The sequence below is a fragment of the Corticibacter populi genome (genome assembly GCF_004217315.1).
Lineage (GTDB): Bacteria > Pseudomonadota > Gammaproteobacteria > Burkholderiales > Burkholderiaceae_C > Lampropedia > Lampropedia populi.
Map to the genome: position 1 here is coordinate 161,267 of NZ_SGWR01000005.1, position 16,948 is coordinate 178,214.

The following is a 16,948-nucleotide window of genomic DNA, read 5'->3' on the forward strand; positions in this document are numbered from 1 at the left end:
GACTCCTTCAATCGTCTCGACGCATGTCATGGCGTGCCGCTTGGGCGTGGCGTGCCTGAAGGGTTTCGAACAGCTGCCGGAACTGCGCGGCAATTACCGGCCATGTGCGCTGCGCGCCAATCCGGGCGGCGTGGCCAGCCCAGCCCGCTGCCAGCGAGGGATTCGCCAGCCACTGCGTCAGTCGCTCTGCCAGTGCGGCGACGTCGCCCTGCGGATAGGTCAGGCCGTTGCCGCTGCTCACTTCCTCGGCGAAGGCGCGCGCATCGGAACTGATCACGCCACGCCCGCATGCATTGGCCCAGGACAGCGCACCACTGGTGCCCAGCATGCGTCCGAGCAGGGCCAGCTTTCTCGACTCCCGGTATGGCAAGGCCATGACGTGGTGTGTCTGGATGGCGGCGGCAATGTCGCGGGCCGGCAGATCCAGTTGCCAGTCGATGCAGTCGGTCAGGCCCAGTCGGAGAATGCGTGCACGCAGTTCGTCCAGGTAGGTGCCGTGCTGTGCGAATGCGGTCTCCGGCGCGGTGCCGCCCGCCAGCGTCAGCCGCAGATTGCCGGCATGGACATCCTGCCGTTGCCGCACCAACGCCATGGCGTCGAGCAGGTCTTCGATGCCCTTGCCGCGGTAGATGAAGCCGAAATAAAGCAGTTTCAGCGGCTCGTCCGGGCCGAACCCCGGCAGGGCCTGCGGGGTGATCGATGCGTTGCCGTGCGCGATGACCCGCACCCGTTCGGGCGGGATGCGCATGCGGGTGGCCAGGGCATGGCCTCCCATGTGCGTCAGCGTGATGCAGGCATCGAGCTGCCGGGCCAGTCGGCGTTCGGCCCGCAGCGTCCATGGATCGGCCAGCAATGTGGCCGCCTGTGGCCACGGGGCCGGCCAGCGCTGCGCCAATGACAGCGGAAACGGCAGATGCGCGGGGCGCCAGATCAGCCGTTCCGGATCATGCACCGTGGCACTGAGCGAGAGCTGCGGCTGCTGCCTGGCAAGCCAGCGCAGCGCATCGAATTCACTGTTGCGCCCGCCGCCGATCTCGGCGTGTACATGCGTGACCGTGTGCCAGGCGAAATCGCGCAGCCGCGCCGGCGCCTCGGCGGCCGGCGTGCCCTGCAGCGGCAGCGCGACCTCGGTGCCGCCGGCCCGCAGGGCGGCCACCAGTTGCGATGCGTAGTCGGCAATGCCGTTTTTCTCCGGCGGCAGCGGGGCAAGCAGGGCAATGCGCATCAGGCTGCACTCCAGCGGCCGAGGATGCGCTGCACCCGTCGGGGCAGCGAGAAGGAATGCCGATTGAGGATGATGCCATCCACCCGGCCGAATGCCGTGCGCAGCAGGGATAGCACTTGCGTGACCACTGGCAGCGTGGTTGCGCTGGCTTGCACAACCAGCACGATGACGTCGGCGCGTTGTAGCCGCGGGAAGGCCTGGTCATCGCTGAGCAGGTGGGGCACGGTCAACAGCCGCACCTGACCTGCCGCTGGCGCCTGCTGCTCGTTGAGCAGGACCTGCAGCCCGCGTGCCTCGAGGGCGCGTTTGAGAAAGTGCGCGACGAACTGCGTTCCTTCTCCCCTGGCGGCGGAGGTGAAGGCGACCGTGACGCCTTGCGTGGCGACGTTGCGCAGCGGCAGCAGGTTGTAAAGCCGCGAGAGGCTGGCAATGAAGACATTGTCCGGATGCCAGGGCGACTCGCCCAGATCTTCCAGCGTGGCCCAGACAGGCACGCCCAGACGCTGCTCCAGGCCATCGGCATCGTGGATGCGTTGGTCGAGCAGATAGCAGAGGTAAATGGCCAGGCAGCCGACGGCGATGCCGGCGGGCAGCGCCATCAGCAGGATCAGCAGGCTCTTGGGAAACACCCGGCTGCGGTTGATGGTGGCGGCCTCGATGATGGCGACATTGCTGATCTGGTTGAGGTCGAGTTCGCGGTCGATGCGGGCCTTCTCGACATTGGCGGCATAGAGCGCGTAGCTTTTCTCCGCGTTGTCCAGTTCCATGGACAGGCGCAGGATTTCCGGCTCCTGGGCTTGCACGTCGAGACGCTGCTGCCGCAAGGACTCGATCTGTTCCTGGTAATCGGCGATCTGGCCGACCAGCCGGCTGTCCTGCAGTTCGGCATCGACGATGTCCTGCGCCAGTTTGGAAACGATGCTGTTGGGCGCGACATTGCGCGAGCGTTCCAGCCGCTCGTTGTGCTGCTCGATGAGCTGCCGCATGGCGGTGATCTGCGCGTCGATGTCCTGCACCGGTGGCGCCTCTTCGGTGTAGGTGCGCAGCAGCCGGGCTCGGCTCTGCTCCAACTCGTTGAGTTTGAGCTTGAGGTCCTGCTGTGTCGGGTTCAGGCTGATCTCGCGCTCGGTGATGACCTCGCGCGGCTGCTTGCGCAACTCCGCGCGCGCATCGACCAGCAAGCGCTGGATGCCGGCACGGTCATTGGTCTTGCTGAGCAGGTCCTCATTGAGGCGGTTGATCTGCACGGTCAGGCTCTCGAGCCGCTCGGCAGTGCTCACGGCCTTGAGCTGGCGCAGCCGCTCCAGCCGCTCGCTCTTGAGCGTGGCGATGCGTTCGGCGGCCTTGTCGGCTTCCTGCTCATAGAAACCGTGGAGGCTGTTGCGGCTGAGGGCCTCGGTCCGGTCTTGCAGGTAGGCATCGACCCAGGCCCTGACGACTTCCTGGGCGATGACGGGATCGTCCCAGCGGAAGCGGATCTCCATCACCGCGGAGCCCGGCTCATGGCTGACCGACATGTTCTTCAGGAGCCGCTTGGCCAGGCGGTCGACCACGGGCTGGTCCTCGACCAGGCCCAACAGTATCAGCAGATCGCGCAACCGTTCGAGCAACCAGCCCGAAGCGGCACCGATGTGGTGTTTGATGGTGCGCCAGAATCCCCGGGGCGGCGCATCCTGCATGCGTTCCAGGTAGTACTGCGCCACCGTCCGCGAGATCGGACCGCCGGTGAACATCTTCTCCTCATCCAGGATGGGGTCGCGCTGGGTGACGGGCGAAAAGATGGTCTGGCGGTCCGCTGCCTCGATCGGCAGCGTGGTGTTCTCGCGGCCCGGCTTGATCAGCAGGCGCGCCTGCGACTCGTAGCGCGAGGGCAGAAGAAAGGCGGCGAGCACGGCCATCAGCATGGTCAGTGCGCAGGCCCACAGGAATTCGCGCCGGTAGATGAAGAACAGCCGGACGAGGTCGCGCAGGGATCGGATGGTGATCATTGTTGCGGCCAGTTGATGGTGCTGTTCGACGAGCTTCGGTTCAACTCGTAGTTGAAGCCCAGGCCAATGGCCTTGGAGATCGGAATCAGCCGGGTGAAGTACATGTCGACGGCTTCGACGGCGTTGCCGATGCCGGACTTGGGCACGTAGAGCACATCACCGCGCTGCAGGGCGATGACGGGCCGGTCGGGTTCGGTGAGCAGGTTGGCCAGGCTGAAGAAGTACAGCTGGTACTTGCCATCATCGCCCTCGCGAAGCAGCGCAACGTTGCGTGTGTCGGCCGTGGGCAGCACGCCACCCGAGGCCAGGATGGCCTGCTCCACGGAACCGGCACCGGCCAGGTCGAAGAAGGCCGGATTGGGGACCGCTCCGCCGACGAAGACCTTGTTGCCCGGGGCAATGGCGATGTTCACGGTGACCTGTGGCTGGCGGTAGATGCGGGCATAGCGTTCGGTGATGTCGCCAGCGAGCGCCTCGGGCGTCTTCCCGGCCGCCTGTACCTTGCCGACGAAGGGCATGGAAAAGGCGCCATCGGGCTGCACCACGAACAGGGTCATGTCATCACTCTCGGCGGGCTCCTGGGCATCTCGCACGATGCGCAGCGTGTCACCGGGATGGATGCGCACGACGGGTGCCGTCAGCTCGGCCAGGGTGTGCACTTGCGCATGGCGTTGCTCCAGCAACTGCGCATCCGGCAGGGCTATGGTCGCTGGCGTGCTGCAGCCCGCCATCAGTGCAGCCATGCCGGGCAGTGCCATTGCCAGTGTCAGCTTGAGCGTGCGCAGGCACGAAGGCATGGACAGCAGGAACCGTCGCAGTGATTCCGTCGAGGACGGATTCCGCGTTTGGCAGTGGGAACGTGCCGGGGCGCGATGATTGGAATGTGCGGGCATGCGGTTCAGCCAGTTCGTTGATCGGACCCGGCAACTGCAGGACGGCGCCAGTAGTTGCCAAACATGCTGATGTGCGGCTTGAGCGAAGCTGGCAGCCATTTCTCCATATGTCCCAGCCGGTAGCCCACCAGTTTCAACCCGCTGCGCAGCAACGCTTCGGGAAGGCGGTGGAGCTGGTGGGAATTTTTGAGCATCTCCAGTTCGGATATCACATACCGCCGGCCTTCACCACCGGCGGCGCCGAAGGCGTCGCGGATCCAACCTTCCCGTCCATAGAAGACGCCGATGTCGAAGTAGCGCTTGAATTCCTGCAGCAGCGTGTAGTCGTGGGAATGGTACACACAGGCCGAGGCGGCATAGCGTACGGCATAGCCGGCCATCAGCAGGCGCGCGGCCAGGTAGGCATCCTCGCTGCCGATGACGTCCGCGGGAAAACCGCCGACGGCGTCCATGGCCGCGTGCCGGTATGCACAGAAGGCATCGGAGCTGAAGCAGGTCTTGATGCCCAGCCGGGGCGCATCGGAGAGCCGCTTGGTCTGCGATTGCGCCGGGTAGTTGAAGGCGCGCGCATGGACGGCCAGCAGATCGGCACCGGCATGCGGCAGTTGCCTGCCATAGGCAGCACCAATGTCTGGTGCGCCATCGAGTTCGGCCAGCAGATGGGCAAAGCTGTGCGGATCGGCCGGTACGGCATCCTGCGTCATGTAGATCAGCGCATCGGCATCGGTCTGCTCGCTGGCCCAGCGCCTCGTGCCGCCATGATTGAACCGACTGGCGTCGATCACGCGCACGTCCGCTCCCCAGGCGCGCAGCCTGGGCACGGTGGCATCGCTTGAGCTGCTGTCGACCACCAGCACATGATCGGGTTGCCGGGTCTGCAGCTCAAGCGCGGCCAACAGCGCGTCGAGATAGGGCTCGGCGTTGCGGGTCGGGATGATCAGGGTCGTGCGCATGTGGCGATGTCCTGCGCAATTATGGCGAAGGCGCGTCGGATGATGTGGCGGGCGCCACGCGGCCGTAGACGTCATCGAAGCGGACGATGTCGTCCTCGCCCAGGTATTCCCCGCTTTGCACCTCGATCATCACCAGGTCGATCACGCCCGGATTGCTGAGGCGGTGATGCTGGCCGGCCTTGATGAAGGTCGACTCGTTGGTGTCGAGCAGGAACTCGCGCTCGCCATTGACCACCCGTGCCATGCCGCTGACGACGATCCAGTGTTCGCTGCGGTGATGGTGCATTTGCAGCGACAGCGAGGCTCCGGGCTTGACCACGATGCGCTTGATCTTGAAGCGCGGGCCTTCCTCGATGACGCTGTAGGTGCCCCATGGCCGGTTGACGGTGCGGTGCAGCCGGTAGGCGTCGTGCTGGCGTTGCTTGAGCGTCTCGGTGATGCGCTTGACATCCTGGCTTCGGCGCGCATCGGCGATCAGCAGCGCATCGGGCGTGTCGACGACGATCAGGTCGGTGATGCCCACTGCGCCGACGAGCCGTTCGGGCGCGTCGATGAAGCAGTCCTCGACATCGATGAGCACCGTCTCGCCCACGCTCTGGTTGCCATCCGCGTCGCGGGGATAGAGCTCGCGCATGCTGGTCCATGAGCCAATGTCGTTCCAGCCCGGGTCGCAGGGCACCACGACCACCCGCTGTGAGCGTTCCATGAGCGCGTAATCGATCGAGATGTCGGGGGCCTGGGCAAATGCCGCTGGTGCCAGTTCGACATGGCTGCTGCCGGCACCCTGCATGCAAGGTGCCTGCGCGAGGCTTTGTCCGGCTGCCTCCAGGACATCCGGGGCATGTTCGGCCAGTTCGGCGAGCACGGCGGCAGCGCGAAAGCAGAACATGCCCGCGTTCCAGAGGTGCCGGCCGTCCAGCAGGTATTGCTGTGCGGTGGCTTCATCGGGTTTTTCCGTGAACCGCACCACATGCCGCGCGGCGGCTTCGCCATCGAGCGCATCGCCGGTTTCGATGTAGCCATAGCCTATCTCGGCGTATTGCGGCTGGATGCCGAAGGTGACCAGCCAGTCTTGCTGCGCCGCCTCACAGGCTTGCTGCACAGCGGCGGCAAAGGCCGGCTGATCGTCGATCAGGTGGTCGGCCGGCAGCACCAGCAGCAGCGCCTCGTCACCATGCAGTTGTTGCACGCGCAGGGCGGCCGCCGCAATGGCCGGCGCAGTGTTTCGGCCCTGGGGTTCGAGCAGGTAATCGAACTGCAGCCGCGCGGCGACGGGGAGTTGGCGGAACTCGTCCTGCGTGCTGAAGTACAGGTCCTTGCCGGTGACGACCAGAACCTGTTCGACGCCGGTGAGGGCGGCCGCGCGCAGCAGTGTCTTCTGCAACAGGCTTTGGCCATCGGGCAGGGTCATGAAGGGCTTGGGGCGGGCCTGGCGTGAGACCGGCCAAAGGCGCGTGCCCGAGCCTCCGGCAATGATGCAGGGAATCAGAATCGGCACTAGTAGGCCTCCTTTTGGAACAGCACCGCGGGAATGGTGCGGCACAGGATGGACAGGTCCAGCCAGATCGACCAGGTCTCGATGTATTCGAGGTCATAGGTGACGCGGTGCTGGATTTTCTCGATGGTGTCGGTCTCGCCGCGAAAACCGTGGATCTGCGCCCAGCCGGTGATGCCCGGCTTGACGCGGTGCCGGGCACTGTACTCCTGTACAGCTTCCTCGAACAACACCCCTGCCGCCTTGGTCGCCTTGGCGTGCGGCCGTGGCCCGACCATCGACATCGTCCCCTGCAGTACATTGAAGAGTTGCGGCAACTCGTCGAGGCTGGATTTGCGCAGGAAATGACCGGCACGGGTCACGCGGGGGTCGTCGCGGGTGGTTTGCTGGTCGGCATCGGCATCCGTCTGATCGACGAACATGGTACGGAACTTGAACACTTCGATCAAATGGTTGTTGTAGCCATAGCGTTTCTGGCGGAACAGCACCGGACCACGCGAATCCAGTTTGATCCAGATGGCGATCAGCAGCATCAATGGCGCCAGCAACAGTGTCAGTATGCCCGCGATGAGCAGGTCCTCGATGCGCTTGGCAAGGCTGGACCAGCCTTGCAGTGGCGGTTGCGACATGTTGAACAGTGGCACGCCGGCAAACTGGATGATGCGGCTCTGTGCCAGCCACAGACCCTGCATGTCTGGCGTCAACAGCACGCGCACCGGCAGTTGTCGCAGGCGTGTCACCAGCGCATTGATGCGGGCCTCGGCCTGCCAGGGCAAGGCGACCAGCACGACCTGGACCTGTTCATCGCGGATCATGTCGATCAGCCGTGTTGAATCGCCCAGATAGGGCAGGCCTGCCACCATGGCGGGGGTGCGGCTGACGCGATCGTCGATGAATCCGATCACTCCCAGGCGGACATCGCCGTTGTGGCGCAGGTAGTCGGCAATGGCCTCCCCACTGGGTGTGGCGCCAAGAATCACGGCTTTCTGAAGGTAGGCGCCATGCCGCATGCGCCACTGGGCCAGTGCCAGGAACGCCAGGCGCTTGATTCCGAAGAAGGCCAGCGCCGAGGCAAACCACAGCAGCATCTGCTGCCCTGGAAGCTGTCCGAACAGGCCCAGTTCATTGTGCAGCAGCAGCAAGGCGGCAAAGGCCGCACACCAGGCCAGCAGGGTCCGCCGGAACTGCAGCTTGTGACTGAAGTACGCTTCGTCGTAGAGGATGAAAGCCTGGAACACCAGAACCGTCAGCGTCCCGATGAATACCAGCAGCACCAGATGGTTGGCCAGCATGTCCAGCAATTGGCCGTGCCAGCCCATGTAAAGGATCACGGGCAGAATGGCAATCAGCCCATCCAGCATCCGCGAAATGGCGAGGTAGTATCCCCAGTCCGCATGCCGGGCTACGCCTTTGCCATCTGATTGGAAGGTGAACATGGGTATCGATTGGCTTTGTGGAAGTGCCAAATCGATGCATTTTAGGTGTGATGTCCAGAGTTCAGGTTGCCAAATTGCTGCAATGCAGCACAGGAAGTCTCTGATTGACCACATGTTTGCCTTGTTTGACATTCCCGGCCCTGTGGGTAGGCCTGACGCCAGTGCAGGCGTCCTGTTCCAGGTTGGATCACGGCAATGATCCGCTTGAGTCTGATGTGGCGGATGATTTCTCCAGCAACGCCTGCACCCGTTGCTGCAAGAATGCGGGTGTGGCGGCGCTGCCAGGCACGGCTGCGCCGATGTGCAGGCCGACATGGCTGAAGATGCCGCGGCGAAACGGCCGCACCATCGCCACGTTGCGGCCGCCGCGCATCTCGATGCGCGAGAAGAACGAGCCCCACAGATTGCTCAGAGCCATTGGCACCACGGGCACCTGTAGGCCCTCTTCGGCGGCGGTGTGCAGGATGCGGTTGAGCCCCTTGCGAAAGCGCTGCAGCTGGCCGTCGCGGGTGATCGAGCCTTCCGGGAAGATGCCCAGCAGGTCACCGTTTCGCAGCACCTGGGCGGCTTTTTCGAACGCTGCCTCGAAGGCTGCCGGGTCGTCGCGTTGGGGCGCGATCGGGATGGCGCGTGCCATGCGGAACACCCAGCCGAGCACTGGCTTGCGGAAGATCCCCGCGTCCATGATGAAGCGGATCGGCCGCGGGCTCGCGGCCATCAGCAAGATGGCGTCGACGAAGCTTACGTGGTTGCAGGCGAGCACCGCCGGGCCGCTGGCGGGAATGTGCTCGCGCCCATCGACGCGGAAGCGGTATGCCAGGTGCGTGAGCACCCAGGCGATGAAGCGCAGCAGGTATTCCGGCACCAGCAGGAAGATGTAGCCGGCCACGATGGTGTTGGCCACGGCCAGTGCCAGGAAGAGCTGCGGGATGCTCAGCCCGGCCTGCAGCAGCGCACCGGCGATGAGCGCGCTGGCTACCATGAAGAGCGCGTTCATGATGTTGTTGGCGGCGATGATGCGCGCACGGTGCGTGGGTGCCGCACGCATCTGCACCAGCGCGTACATCGGCACGCTGTAGAGGCCGGTGCACAGGCAGAGCAGCAGCAGGTCGGTCATGACGCGCCAGTGGGCGCCCTGGCCGAGGAACTGCGCGACTGACAGCAGGCCATCGGGCCGAGGCAGGCCGCGCGTGGCGAAATACAGGTCGGCCAGGAAGAGGCTCATGCCCAATGCACCCACCGGCACCAGGCCGATTTCGACCTGCCGGCGCGAGAGCACCTCACACAGCAGCGAGCCAATGCCAATGCCCAGCGCGAACACCGTCAGCAGCAGCGAGGCGACCGGCGGACTGCCGTGCAGCACCTCCTTGGCGATGGCCGGGAACTGACTCATCAGCACCGAGCCGATGAACCACATCCAGCTGATGCCCAGCAGCGAGCGGAACACCACCGTGTTGCCATGGGCCAGGCGCAGATTGGCCCAGGTCACGCGCAGTGGGTTCCAGTCGATGCGCAGATCCGCATCGGTGGCGGGTGAGGTGGGAATGCGCATGCTGCTGGCGTAGCCGAGCGCCGCGACCGCCAGGCAGGCCAGCGCCACCGGCAGGCGGCCGAAGGCGGCGGACTCGACCAGCGCGGCACCGGCCAGGCTGCCCAGCACGATGGCAACGAAAGTGCCCATCTCCACCATGCCGTTGCCGCCCGTCAGCTCGGCTGGCCTCAGTTGCTGGGGCAGGTAGGCGTATTTGGCCGGGCCGAAGAAGGTCGACTGCACGCCCATCAGGAAGACGCATGCCAGCAGCAGCGCTACCCAGGATTGCCAGAAGGCGATGGCGGCCACCGCCATGATGCCGATCTCCAGCAGCTTCAGGCGCTGGAACAGCAGGCTGTGCTCGTACTTGTCGGCCATTTGTCCCGCAGTGGCGGAGAACAGCAGAAAGGGCAGGATGAAGACCGCACCGATCACCAGGCCAGCCAGACCGGCCGGCAGCCAGCTCACCTGCAACTGGTAGGTCACCATCACCGTGAGGGCGAACTTGAACAGGTTGTCGTTGGCGGCGCCGGCAAACTGGGTCCAGAAGAACGGCGCGAAGCGGCGCTGACGCAGCAATTGAAACTGGTTGGCTTCCTGCGGGGAGCATTGCTGCGTCTGAAGCGTCTCGGCATCAGGCTGTTGCGACCCAGACGGGTGGGATGGTTGCAGTGGCGCGGACATGGCGGTGAAAGGGCGGGGTCGCAGAATTCAGTGGCGGGCGGGTTGCGCAGGCACTGTCTTATACAGCATGGCGATGATGGGCCAAGCCGCCAGCGCGGCAAAGACGTGCTTGAGGCTGTGGCCGGAAATCCAGTGGCCAGTGGCCTCGAACACGGTGTGATCGGCCAGTTCGCACAGCTTGGCCAGCGCATACCAGGCCAACAGGGCCAACATCGCGAGCGGTGGCCGGCCGCCCTGCGCAGCAGGCCAGCGCCATCGCCGCAGCGCCACTGCCAGCACCAGCAGCATGCCGCCGCCCTGCAGCACGCTCCATGGCGTGAAGTTACCTGTGGCACGCCACCATGCCAGGCTGATGGCGGCTGCCGCAAGCGTGGTGGCTGCTGCCGTTGCCGCGCTGCGGGTGTCGGCCACCTGCAGCACGGCCAGGCCCACCACTGCCGTGAACACCAGCGACATGGCCATCCGGTCCCACAGCACGCCAGTGTCGCCGGGTTGCAGATGGTAGATGCCGGAGGCACATGCCGTGGCGGCAAAGCCCACTGCAGCCAGACCGGCGAAGTGCCACCACAGAGGCATCGGCACTGCCCTGTGCGCACGCCGTACCCGTGCCATGGCCATGGCGATGCCCAAGGCCGCGAACAGAAAGGGCAGGTTGCTCAGCACATCCATCGAATGCGGGATGCCCAGCAGCGTCCGGGCGTCGGCAAAATCGTGGTAGCCCGCCACCTGGGGCACGGCAGGCGCCAGCATTGCAATCAGCAGCAGCGCAATCGCGTAAACGGCCAGCCAGCGACGCACATGGTTGATGGGGGCGGGCCGGGATGGTGCGGCGGGAGGAGCGGGAAGCGGCATGGTGACGGAGCAAACGATTGGCATGGCAAGGCGCCACAGGCAGTATCGGTGCCGGCCCGCTCTGGCGCGGTCGATGGCCAGTCACCGGTCTTCATGCCGTATCCATGGGTATTAGAATCCAATACCTTTGAACGGGTTCTTGGAAGACAAGGAGCGACCATGAGCAGTACCCAGGATCTGATCGCGGTCATCAAGCGGGAGCTCAAGGCCCAGCACATGACCTATGCGGATCTGGCCGCAGCCTTGGACATGGCCGAATCGAGCGTCAAGCGCATGCTGGCCAAGGGGGACATGGCGCTCTCGCGCATCGACGCGATCTGCCGCGTGCTGGGCACCGACTTCGCCGAACTCTCGCGCCGCGTCGCCGACGAGCGCCCGATGCTGAGCCAGCTGAGCGTCGAGCAGGAGCGCGCCGTCATCGCCGACAAGAAGCTGCTGCTGGTGGCCGTCTACGCCATGAGCCAGTGGAGCGTCGAGCAGATCGTGGCGGCCTACCGCATCAGCGAGGCCGAATGCGTCAAGTACCTGATCCAGCTCGACCGTCTGGGCATCCTGGAGCTGCGTCCGCTCAACCGCTACCGGCTCAAGCTGGCCAAGACCTTCAAGTGGCGCCCCAATGGTCCGGTGATGCAGTTCTTCCGCGAGCATGTCGCGCTCGAATATTTCGGCGGCGCCTTCGCGCACGAGGACGAGGCACTGTTCCTGGTGCATGGCAACATCAGCCGTGCGGCGGCTCCCGGCCTGCTCGATCGCATGCAGAAGATCGGCCACGATTTCTCGCAGCAACACCTGAGCGACCAGAAGGTGCCCGCTGGTGAGCGCGAGGGCTACACCATGATCCTGGCCTTGCGGCGCTGGGAATACGGCGCCTTTACCGCGCTGCGGCGCTGAGCGATGCCGAGCGGCGGGCCGCAAATGCCGGCGACCACCCCAGCGCAGCCGCTTTTGCCGCAACTGCTGCGGCAGGTGCGAGCGTGCCGCCACTGCGCGGCCAGCCTGCCGTTGCCTCCCCGGCCCATCGTGCAGGCGGGCGCGCGGGCCCGCATCCTGATCGCGGGGCAGGCGCCGGGACGCATCACGCACGAGAGGGGCATTCCTTTCGACGATGCCAGCGGCGAGCGCCTGCGCCGTTGGCTGGGGGTGGACCGCGCCAGCTTCTACGATCCCGATTGTTTTGCCATCCTGCCGATGGGTTTTTGCTATCCCGGTCGTGGCGCCCATGGCGATCTGCCACCACGGCCCGAGTGTGCGCCGCTGTGGCGTCAGCCGCTGCTCGATGCACTGCCCCGCATCGAGACCACGCTGCTGCTGGGCCAGTACGCGCTGGCCTGGCATCTGCCGGCGCAGCGCGGTCAGCGGCTCACTGACACCGTGCGCAACTGGCGCACGCTGTGGCCGGCCTACGTGCCGCTGCCGCACCCCAGCCCGCGCAACCAGCTCTGGCTGCGCCGCAACCCCTGGTTCGAGGCCGAGCTGCTGCCGGCACTGCGCGCACGGGTGGCCGCGCTATTGCGATGAGCGCGGCTTTTGCTGCCAATGCCGCGCCAGTGCCTGCGCGGCCTCCTCGAAGCTGCTCGTCAAGGCGGTGCAGGAGCACGCCAGCATGAGGTTGAGCGGCAGCCCGAAATCCTCGAGAGCGGCCCCGTCGGCATCGTGCATGGCATGGCCAGGCAGTTGCAGGCGCTGGCGTGCCCAGGCCAGGTAATCGAGTCTGGCCTGCTCGCCCAGCCAGGCTGCCACCGGTTTGCCGCTGGCGATGGCATGGCCGACCTCGAACACCGTGCCCGCATCGGGTTCGGTGCCGCGGAACGCGCACAGGTTGGCGATGACCGCGTCGCAGCTGGCCAGCAGCGCGATGTTGGCCTGGTAGATGTGGCGGGCCTGCTCGGCCGGAGGCAGACCGGTGGGCACCTCGCCGTCGAGCGGGCTCAGGCCGCACAGGCCCAGTCGGGCGCAGATCTGCTTGTAATGCGCGTAGCGCGTGGCCTGGTCGGGCAGGAAGACGTCGGGGCCGGCCAGGTAGATGCGCGGCTGCGTGGACAAGGGTGGTGAACGCATGGGCAGCGGTGATGTGCAGAGTGCGGCCCCACTGTACCTCGCTTATCCCCGCTGCCGGTCGCGGCGGTCAGGCCGCGATGACGTACAGGTCCATATACTCGTTGACCGGCATGTTTTCCAGCGTGGCCTGGTCCAGCGACGCATCCAGGATGGCCTGCTGCTGCCTGGCCGGGAACTTGCGCGCCAGGTTGGTGCGGAACTTGGCCTCCAGCAGCGGAATGCCGTCGGCGCGGCGGCGCTTGTGGCCGATCGGGTACTCCACCACCACTTCGTCGAGCACGGTGCCGTCATTGAGCTCCACCGTCAGCGCGTTGGCGATGCTGCGCTTGTCGGGGTCGTGGTAGTCGCGGGTGAACTGCGGGTCTTCCACGCAGTTGATCTTCTCGCGCAGCGCGTCGATGCGCGGATCGGCGGCGACCTTGTCCTCGTAGTCGGCGGCGGTGAGCCGCCCGAAGATCAGCGGCACGGCCACCATGTACTGGATGCAGTGGTCCCGGTCGGCCGGGTTGGCCAGCGGCCCCTGCTTGTCGATGATGCGGATGCAGGCTTCGTGCGTGCGGATGGTCACCTTGCGGATGTCGGCGGCGGTCTTGCCCAGCGCCTGGAGCTTGCCGTACAGCGTCATGGCCGCCTCCACGCCCGTCTGGCTGTGGAACTCGGCCGGGAAGCTGATCTTGAACAGCACGTTCTCCATCACGTACGAACCATAGGGCCGCTGGAAGCGGAACGGCTGGCCCTTGAACAGCACGTCGTAGAAGCCCCACACCGGCGCGGTGAGCACGCTGGGGTAGCCCATTTCACCGGTTTGCGCCATCAGCGCCAGGCGCACCGCGCGGCTGGTGGCGTCGCCCGCGGCCCAACTCTTGCGGCTGCCGGTGTTGGGGGCGTGGCGGTAGGTGCGCAGCGACTGGCCATCGACCCAGGCCAGCGAGATGGCATTGAGGGTCTCGTCGCGCGAGAGGCCGAGCAACTGCGCGACGACCGCCGTCGAGGCCACCTTGACCAGCACCACATGGTCGAGACCGACCTTGTTGAAGCTGTTCTCCAGCGCGATGCAACCCTGGATCTCGTGCGCCTTGATCATGCCGGTGAGCACGTCACGCATGGTCAGCGGCTTGCGTCCGGCGGCCACATTGCGGCGGCTGAGCCAGTCTGCCACGGCGAGGATGCCGCCCAGGTTGTCGGATGGGTGACCCCATTCGGCGGCCAGCCAGGTGTCGTTGAAATCCAGCCAGCGGATCATCGCGCCGATGTTGAAGGCCGCCTGCACCGGATCGAGCTGGTGCTGCGTGCCGGGGACTTTGGCGCCATGGGGCACGACGGTGCCGGGCACGATGGGCCCGAGCAGCTTGGTGCAGGCAGGGTATTCCAGCGCCTCCAGGCCGCAGCCGAGGGTGTCGATCAGGCAGTTGCGCGCCGTCTCATAGGCCAGCGGCGACTGGATCTGGTCGTTGAGAACGTAGTCGGCGATGTCGACGATGACCTGGTCGAAATCGGGGCGGACGTTGCTGATGGGCGAGGACATGGCATCTCCAGGAGTGAAAGGTTGCGGATGGCAACGCAGCGGGCGGCGCGTGCGGACGCGGCGCGTCAGCCGTGCGGGCTGCCGGTGGGCGCAATCCCTTGGCCTGGCTGGATGTCCTGGCTGGGGGCGGGGATTCGGGTGGTCCGGCGCCACGTGCTGTCACATGCGGCGCCGGACCATGATACTCAACTGTATTTTTTCTCCAGCGCATCCCATTCGGGCTTGCCAACCAGGCGTTGGCGTTCTGCAAAGGGTGTGACGAGGCCGCTCGATTCCAGCACTTCCTTCTCGTCGCGCAGCACCGTCAGGGCCTTTTGCATGCCCATGACCGCCCCCTGCAGTGCGGCGTTGGCATAGAGCACGATGCCAAAGCCCAGCTCGCCCAGTTCGGTGGCGTTGAAGATCGGCGTCTTGCCGCCGATGACCATGTTCATCAGCTGCGGTGTGGCCAGGCGCTGGGGCAGTGCGCGCACTTCCTCCGGCTTGGTCACGGCCTCGACGAACAGGATGTCGGCGCCGGCCTCGGCAAATTGCTGGGCGCGCTCGACGGCGGCCTCGAAACCATGCACGGCGGCGGCATCGGTGCGGGCCATGATGAGGAAATCCGGGTCACGCCGCGCATCGACGGCGGCCTTGATCTTGCTGACGGCCTCCTCGGTGCTGATGACGTCCTTGCCGCTGAAGTGGCCGCAGCGCTTGGGCGCCACCTGGTCCTCGAGCTGGATGCAGTCGGCACCGGCGCGCTCGAGCGTGCGCACGGTGTGGTAGACGTTGAGGGCATTGCCGAAGCCGGTGTCGGCATCGACCAGCAGCGGTACGTCCACCGCATCGCGGATGCGTGCGGTGTGATCGGCGATTTCGGCCAGGCCCATGAAGCCCTGGTCGGGCATGCCGAACCACATGTTGGTGACGCCGGCGCCGGTGACGTAGATGGCCTCGAAGCCGAGGTCGGCGATGACGCGGGCCGAGAGGGCGTTGAAGGCGCCGGGCACGATCACGCCGCGTTTGGCATTGACGAGTTCCCTGAGTTTCTTGCGGGTGGTATGGATGGACATGGAAGGGGTTCCTTGAGAGAGAGTCCGACAGCCGGCAGGGCCTATCAGCGCAGTTTAAAAGGCATCACCGGGAACATGCACCCAGCCGCTCATCAGTATGCGGGCGCTGCGGCTCATGATGGCCTTGGTGACGCGCCACTGGCCATGCTCCAGCCGCGCCTCGGCGCCCACGCGCAGCGTGCCCGACGGGTGGCCAAAGCGCACAGCCTGTCGTTCACCGCCGCCGGCGGCCAGGTTGACCAGCGTGCCTGGAATGGCCGCGGCGGTGCCGATGGCCACCGCCGCAGTGCCCATCATGGCATGGTGCAGCTTGCCCATCGAGAGCGCGCGCACGCGCAGGTCGATGTCCTCGGCCCGCACTTGCCTGCCGCTGGAGGCGGTGTAGGCGGCCGGCGGCGCAACGAAGGCGACCTTGGGCGTGTGCTGGCGTGTGGCGGCTTCGGCGACATCCCGGATCAGACCCATCTGCACGGCACCCCAGGCGCGGATGGTCTCGAAGCGCGCCAGCGCGGCGGCATCGCTGTTGATGGCCTCCTGCAGTTCGCTGCCGGTGTAGCCGATGTCCGCCGCGTTGAGGAAGATGGTGGGGATGCCGGCATTGATCAGCGTGGCCTGGAAGCGGCCGATGCCGGGCACCTCAAGCTCGTCGATCAGGTTGCCGGTGGGGAACAGCGCGCCGCCGTTGTCGTCGTCTTCGGCCGGGTCGAGGAACTCCAGCACGATCTCGGCGGCCGGGAAGGTCACGCCGTCGAGCTCGAAGTCACCGGTTTCCTGCACCTGTCCGTCGGTGATGGGCACATGCGCGATGATGGTCTTGCCGATGTTGGCCTGCCAGATGCGCACGGCGACGCTGCCATTGGCGGGAATGCGCGCCGGATCGACATAGCCGGCGTGGACCGCGAAGGCGCCTGCGGCGGTCGAGAGGTTGCCGCAATTGCCCGACCAGTCGACGAAGTCGGTGTCGATCGAGACCTGCCCGTAGAGGTAGTCCACGTCGTGGTCCGGCTGCGCGCTGGGCGAGAGGATCACGCACTTGCTGGTGCTCGAGGTCGCGCCCCCCATGCCGTCGGTGTGCTTGGCATAAGGATCGGGGCTGCCGATGACGCGCTGGAACAGGCGGTCGCGGGCGTGTCCCGGCTGCCGCGCGGCGGCCGGCAGGTCTTCCAGACGGAAGAACACGCCCTTCGAGGTGCCGCCCCGCATGTAGGTGGCTGGAACTTTGACTTGCGCGGCGTTGGACATGGGCGATGGTC

Annotated in this window: 14 protein-coding genes; 2 read left to right on the top strand and 12 right to left on the bottom strand. The window is 65.9% G+C overall.

All coding sequences use genetic code 11. The features are described from left to right. Positions 1–7: 7 nt before the first annotated feature. From EV687_RS17240 to EV687_RS17275, 8 genes are all read right to left on the bottom strand, one after another. A complete protein-coding gene (locus tag EV687_RS17240) occupies positions 8–1,225 on the bottom strand; it encodes a glycosyltransferase (RefSeq protein WP_122231493.1) in 1,218 nt (405 codons plus the stop codon). Continuing rightward, positions 1,225–3,213, bottom strand: a complete 1,989-nt coding sequence (locus tag EV687_RS17245) for a GumC family protein (RefSeq protein ID WP_122231495.1) — start codon at positions 3,211–3,213, stop codon at positions 1,225–1,227. Before EV687_RS17245 ends, EV687_RS17240 begins: the two co-directional genes overlap by 1 nt. Continuing rightward, positions 3,210–4,010, bottom strand: coding sequence for a polysaccharide biosynthesis/export family protein (locus tag EV687_RS17250; protein ID WP_122231497.1), 801 nt, complete (start codon positions 4,008–4,010; stop codon positions 3,210–3,212). The genes EV687_RS17245 and EV687_RS17250 overlap by 4 nt, the downstream gene beginning before the upstream one ends. A 101-nt stretch (positions 4,011–4,111) precedes the next feature. Then, the gene (locus tag EV687_RS17255; protein WP_122231499.1) at positions 4,112–5,059 is read right to left on the bottom strand and encodes a glycosyltransferase family 2 protein; all 948 of its coding nucleotides are present in this window, start codon (positions 5,057–5,059) and stop codon (positions 4,112–4,114) included. Positions 5,060–5,078: 19 nt separating this feature from the next. Further along, positions 5,079–6,551 (bottom strand): mannose-1-phosphate guanylyltransferase/mannose-6-phosphate isomerase, encoded by a 1,473-nt coding sequence (locus EV687_RS17260; protein ID WP_207226511.1) that lies wholly within the window; start codon positions 6,549–6,551, stop codon positions 5,079–5,081. A 5-nt stretch (positions 6,552–6,556) separates the two neighbouring features. Further along, entirely contained in the window at positions 6,557–7,990 is a 1,434-nt protein-coding gene (locus tag EV687_RS17265; RefSeq protein ID WP_122231502.1) for an undecaprenyl-phosphate glucose phosphotransferase, read from the bottom strand. Between the two features lie 187 nt (positions 7,991–8,177). Then, positions 8,178–10,205 carry an MFS transporter gene (locus tag EV687_RS17270; RefSeq protein WP_122231504.1) on the bottom strand — a complete coding sequence of 676 codons (2,028 nt, stop codon included), beginning with the start codon at positions 10,203–10,205 and terminating at the stop codon, positions 8,178–8,180. A 27-nt stretch (positions 10,206–10,232) separates the two neighbouring features. Next, entirely contained in the window at positions 10,233–11,057 is an 825-nt protein-coding gene (locus EV687_RS17275; RefSeq protein ID WP_165392839.1) for a hypothetical protein, read from the bottom strand. Between the two features lie 159 nt (positions 11,058–11,216). Between EV687_RS17275 and EV687_RS17280 the strand changes: the two genes are divergently transcribed. Both EV687_RS17280 and EV687_RS17285 read left to right on the top strand, forming a co-directional pair. Further along, positions 11,217–11,948, top strand: a complete 732-nt coding sequence (locus tag EV687_RS17280; RefSeq protein WP_122231508.1) for a helix-turn-helix domain-containing protein — start codon at positions 11,217–11,219, stop codon at positions 11,946–11,948. Positions 11,949–11,972: 24 nt separating this feature from the next. Continuing rightward, complete coding sequence (locus EV687_RS17285; protein ID WP_207226498.1) at positions 11,973–12,575, top strand: uracil-DNA glycosylase family protein; 603 nt, start codon at positions 11,973–11,975, stop codon at positions 12,573–12,575. Here EV687_RS17285 and EV687_RS17290 read toward each other — a convergent pair. From EV687_RS17290 to prpF, 4 genes are all read right to left on the bottom strand, one after another. Then, a complete protein-coding gene (locus tag EV687_RS17290; RefSeq protein WP_122231513.1) occupies positions 12,564–13,115 on the bottom strand; it encodes a nucleoside 2-deoxyribosyltransferase in 552 nt (183 codons plus the stop codon). The two genes, EV687_RS17285 and EV687_RS17290, sit on opposite strands and share 12 nt — an antisense overlap. Positions 13,116–13,182: 67 nt before the next feature. Then, the gene (locus tag EV687_RS17295; RefSeq protein WP_122231515.1) at positions 13,183–14,640 is read right to left on the bottom strand and encodes a bifunctional 2-methylcitrate dehydratase/aconitate hydratase; all 1,458 of its coding nucleotides are present in this window, start codon (positions 14,638–14,640) and stop codon (positions 13,183–13,185) included. A gap of 185 nt (positions 14,641–14,825) precedes the next feature. Continuing rightward, a complete protein-coding gene (locus tag EV687_RS17300; protein ID WP_122231517.1) occupies positions 14,826–15,695 on the bottom strand; it encodes an isocitrate lyase/PEP mutase family protein in 870 nt (289 codons plus the stop codon). 54 nt (positions 15,696–15,749) lie between these two features. Then, positions 15,750–16,937, bottom strand: coding sequence for a 2-methylaconitate cis-trans isomerase PrpF (gene prpF / locus EV687_RS17305; protein WP_122231519.1), 1,188 nt, complete (start codon positions 16,935–16,937; stop codon positions 15,750–15,752). Positions 16,938–16,948 lie beyond the last annotated feature (11 nt).

Excerpts from the sequence above, each read along its gene's own strand:
- EV687_RS17240 (WP_122231493.1), bottom strand. The coding sequence starts at position 1,225 with ATGCGCATTGCCCTGCTTGCCCCGCTGCCGCCGGAGAAAAACGGCATT.
- EV687_RS17245 (WP_122231495.1), bottom strand. The coding sequence starts at position 3,213 with ATGATCACCATCCGATCCCTGCGCGACCTCGTCCGGCTGTTCTTCATC.
- EV687_RS17250 (WP_122231497.1), bottom strand. The coding sequence starts at position 4,010 with ATGCCTTCGTGCCTGCGCACGCTCAAGCTGACACTGGCAATGGCACTG.
- EV687_RS17255 (WP_122231499.1), bottom strand. The coding sequence starts at position 5,059 with ATGCGCACGACCCTGATCATCCCGACCCGCAACGCCGAGCCCTATCTC.
- EV687_RS17265 (WP_122231502.1), bottom strand. The coding sequence starts at position 7,990 with ATGTTCACCTTCCAATCAGATGGCAAAGGCGTAGCCCGGCATGCGGAC.
- EV687_RS17270 (WP_122231504.1), bottom strand. The coding sequence starts at position 10,205 with ATGTCCGCGCCACTGCAACCATCCCACCCGTCTGGGTCGCAACAGCCT.
- EV687_RS17275 (WP_165392839.1), bottom strand. The coding sequence starts at position 11,057 with ATGCCGCTTCCCGCTCCTCCCGCCGCACCATCCCGGCCCGCCCCCATC.
- EV687_RS17280 (WP_122231508.1), top strand. The coding sequence starts at position 11,217 with ATGAGCAGTACCCAGGATCTGATCGCGGTCATCAAGCGGGAGCTCAAG.
- EV687_RS17285 (WP_207226498.1), top strand. The coding sequence starts at position 11,973 with ATGCCGGCGACCACCCCAGCGCAGCCGCTTTTGCCGCAACTGCTGCGG.
- EV687_RS17290 (WP_122231513.1), bottom strand. The coding sequence starts at position 13,115 with ATGCGTTCACCACCCTTGTCCACGCAGCCGCGCATCTACCTGGCCGGC.
- EV687_RS17295 (WP_122231515.1), bottom strand. The coding sequence starts at position 14,640 with ATGTCCTCGCCCATCAGCAACGTCCGCCCCGATTTCGACCAGGTCATC.
- EV687_RS17300 (WP_122231517.1), bottom strand. The coding sequence starts at position 15,695 with ATGTCCATCCATACCACCCGCAAGAAACTCAGGGAACTCGTCAATGCC.
- prpF (WP_122231519.1), bottom strand. The coding sequence starts at position 16,937 with ATGTCCAACGCCGCGCAAGTCAAAGTTCCAGCCACCTACATGCGGGGC.